The organism is Streptomyces sp. OfavH-34-F, assembly GCF_022347745.1.
Taxonomy (GTDB): Bacteria; Actinomycetota; Actinomycetes; order Streptomycetales; family Streptomycetaceae; genus Streptomyces.
On sequence record NZ_JAKRGC010000463.1, the window covers coordinates 1 to 3723 of the forward strand.

At 71.0% G+C, this 3723-nt stretch carries 3 protein-coding genes and 1 pseudogene; all 4 read left to right on the plus strand.

From position 1 onward, the window contains the following. Positions 1-767 (plus strand): tetratricopeptide repeat protein (locus MHW47_RS33315; RefSeq protein ID WP_239227584.1); only part of this gene is annotated, 767 nt, incomplete at its 5' end. A 172-nt stretch (positions 768-939) separates the two neighbouring features. Then, a complete protein-coding gene (gene ald / locus MHW47_RS33320) occupies positions 940-2055 on the plus strand; it encodes an alanine dehydrogenase (RefSeq protein WP_239227585.1) in 1116 nt (371 codons plus the stop codon). 324 nt (positions 2056-2379) lie between these two features. Continuing rightward, positions 2380-3540 carry a ParA family protein gene (locus tag MHW47_RS33325; RefSeq protein ID WP_374230189.1) on the plus strand — a complete coding sequence of 387 codons (1161 nt, stop codon included), beginning with the start codon at positions 2380-2382 and terminating at the stop codon, positions 3538-3540. Continuing rightward, a pseudogene (locus tag MHW47_RS36030) lies at positions 3537-3723 on the plus strand (hypothetical protein); the annotation flags it as partial. The gene MHW47_RS33325 and the pseudogene MHW47_RS36030, both read left to right, overlap by 4 nt.

Consider the following 3723-nt stretch of genomic DNA (forward strand, 5'->3'; position numbering starts at 1 on the left):
CCCGCGCCGCCGTGGAGGACGGCGAGCTGGACACCCTGGCCCGCAGACTGGTCGCGGCGCTGGTACGGGCCCTGGCCGCGCACGAGGGCACCGAGGCCGCGGCGCCCGACCTGTACGCCCTGCACGGCCTGGTGCTGGCCGTCGCGGAGCGCCGCGACCTGCCCCGGGAGCGGGCGGCGGCCCTGCTCAACCTCGCCGACCTGGACGCCGGGACCGGCCGGACGAAGGAGGCGCTGGTCCGCTACCGGGCCGCGCTGGACGCCGGGCGGGCCGCGAAGGACCCGTACGCCACCGGGCGGGCCATGGAGTCCGTCGGCGGCGCCTACGCGGAGCTGGGCGACTACCACCGGGCCTCCGACTGGTACGGGCGGGCGCTCGCCCAGCGGCTCACCCAGGGCGAGGCGGCCGAGGCGGCGCGCCTCTACGGACGGCTCGGCACCGTGCACACCTACGCCGGGCGGTACGGGGAGGCGCTGCGCAACTGGCGGGCCGCCGCGGCCGGCCACCGCAGGCTCGGCGATCTGCCGGCCCAGGCGCGGGCCCTCAGCGAGACCGCCCGCGTCCAGGAGTACGCGGGCCGGCCGCAGGAGTCGCTGCGCACCTGCCGGGAGGCGGTGGAGTGGGCGCGGCGGGCCGGGGACGTGCGGCTGCAGGCGGCCCTGGAGCTCCGGCTCGCCGACACCCTGGACCGCCTCGGCGATCCGGCGGCGGCCGGGCTGCACCGGGGCACGGCCGAGCGATTGCTGGGCGGAACGGGTACGGCCTAAGAAACCCGCAGTGCTTCGCGGGAAAAATAATGCTTTGCAAGGCTAGACAGCGAGAAGTCCTTCATTAGACTGGCCGTACCGCGCCCGTTCGCGGTGCCTTCACATGCGATGCATCTACCCCTTTTGCAGCGCTGTGCCCGGATTATCCTCTGAGCCAAGGACCGTGATCGACATGAAGGTCGGCATCCCCCGCGAAGTCAAGAACAACGAGTTCCGGGTGGCCATCACGCCTGCCGGTGTGCACGAGCTCGTCCGTCACGGCCACCAGGTCGTCGTCGAGCGGAGTGCCGGCGCGGGCTCCTCCATCACCGACGAGGAGTACATCGCGGCGGGGGCGGCCGTCCTGGACACCGCCGACGAGGTCTGGGCCACCGCCGACCTGCTGCTCAAGGTCAAGGAGCCGGTCGCCGAGGAGTACCACCGCCTGCGCAAGGGCCAGACCCTCTTCACCTACCTGCACCTCGCCGCCTCCCGCGCGTGCACCGACGCCCTGCTGGAGTCGGGCACCACCGCCATCGCCTACGAGACCGTCGAGACCGCGAACCGCGCGCTGCCGCTGCTCGCCCCGATGTCCGAGGTCGCGGGCCGGCTGGCCCCGCAGGTCGGCGCGTACCACCTGATGCGCTCGGCCGGTGGCCGGGGCGTACTGCCGGGCGGCGTGCCCGGTACGGCGGCCGGCCGGGCCGTCGTCATCGGCGGCGGCGTCTCCGGCTGGAACGCCACCCAGATCGCCGTGGGCCTCGGCTTCCACGTCACGCTGCTCGACAAGGACATCAACAAGCTCCGCGAGGCGGACAAGATCTTCGGCACCAGGGTGCAGACGGTCGTCTCCAACGCCTTCGAGCTGGAGAAGGCCGTCGTCGAGGCCGACCTCGTCATCGGTGCCGTGCTGATCCCCGGGGCCAAGGCGCCGAAGCTGGTCACCAACGAGCTGGTCGCCAAGATGAAGCCCGGAAGTGTACTTGTCGACATTGCGATCGACCAGGGCGGCTGCTTCGAGGACTCGCACGCCACGACCCACGCCGAGCCCACCTTCACGGTGCACAACTCGGTCTTCTACTGCGTCGCCAACATGCCCGGCGCGGTGCCCAACACCTCGACGTACGCCCTCACCAACGCCACGCTGCCGTACATCGTGGAACTGGCCAACCGGGGCTGGCAGGAGGCGCTGCGCCGCGACGCCGCCCTCGCCAAGGGACTCAACACCCATGACGGTCAGGTGGTTTACCGCGAGGTCGCGGAGGCGCACGGCCTCGACCACGTCGAACTGAGCGCGCTCCTCGGCTGACGGTCAACCGCATTCGTCAACTCCACGTGTCCGGCCGGACCTTGTCGTCGAGGTCCGGCCGGAGGCATGCCCGGACCCCGCGCGCCCCCGAGCAACTCGCCGTGAACGTAACCAATCAACCGTTTCGTACACTCGGGAAAAGTGTGCACCGGGGGTGGCGCGCCCTTGACAGCGGGGCGTTCGATTGCCGACACAACGGGCCGGGTCCGGCGGATTGTGTTGCTGCGGACAGGGGACACGCCATAGAGTCGCCAAACGTCGGCATGGTGCCACGCTGACCTATCGATAAGTGTCCTGGTCACATCCAAGGAGGTAAGACGACTTGTGAATGAGTCGACAATTACTCCCGGAGGTGTTCGACCAGGGACGCCCGCACGGGGCCGGAGCCCGCACGGGCCGGAGGCTGTCGGCTCCGCCGCTGTCCGCACCTTCGCCACCCACCAGCACATGACGACAGTCCCCCAGATGATGGACGGCCTACACGTGAACGCCATGGCCGGCAACGAGAGTGGCCGGGACACCGCCCCCCTCGCCGACTTCGACGAGACGCCCCAGGGGCACTTCTACGACCCCGACGCCGAGTACGAGCCCGATCCGGAATACGCGGCCACGCTCGCGCCGGACGCGGCCCGCCAGCGCCGCGAGCGGATCGGCCCGACCGGCCGCCCCCTGCCCTACTTCCCGATCCCGGGCCCGCTGACCGATCACGGCCCCGCGAAGATCATCGCGATGTGCAACCAGAAGGGCGGCGTCGGCAAGACGACGTCGACCATCAACCTGGGCGCGGCACTCGCGGAGTACGGACGCCGTGTCCTGCTCGTCGACTTCGACCCGCAGGGGGCCCTCTCGGTCGGCCTCGGGGTCAACCCGATGGAGCTGGACCTGACCGTCTACAACCTGCTCATGGAGCGGGGCATGGCGGCCGACGAGGTCCTGCTCAAGACCGCGGTCCCCAACATGGACCTGCTCCCCAGCAACATCGACCTGTCCGCCGCCGAGGTGCAGCTCGTCAGCGAGGTGGCCCGCGAGTCCACGCTCCAGCGCGCCCTCAAGCCGCTGATGGCCGACTACGACTACATCGTGATCGACTGTCAGCCCTCGCTCGGCCTGCTCACGGTGAACGCGCTCACCGCCGCGCACAAGGTCATAGTGCCGCTCGAGTGCGAGTTCTTCGCGCTGCGCGGGGTCGCGCTGCTCACCGAGACCATCGAGAAGGTCCAGGAGCGGCTCAACCCCGAGCTGGAGCTCGACGGCATCCTCGCCACCATGTACGACTCCCGCACGGTGCACAGCCGCGAGGTCCTGGCGCGCGTCGTCGAGGCCTTCGACGACCACGTTTACCACACGGTCATCGGGCGCACGGTCCGCTTCCCGGAGACCACGGTCGCCGGTGAGCCCATCACCACGTACGCCTCCAACTCGGTCGGTGCCGCCGCCTATCGCCAGCTCGCCAGGGAGGTGCTCGCCCGGTGTCACGCCGAGTGAGTCTGCCCGGAGCCGACGAACTGTTCCGTACGACCGGGGGGATGGGGCTGCAGGCCTCGTCGCCCGCTGAACGGAGGCGCAAGGCGAACGCCGCCGAGGCCCGGGTGCCGGCCCCGGCCGGCGAGAACGACCCCGCCGCCGACGCGGCCGGGGAGGCGGCCCCGGACCCCGGGACCGCGCAGG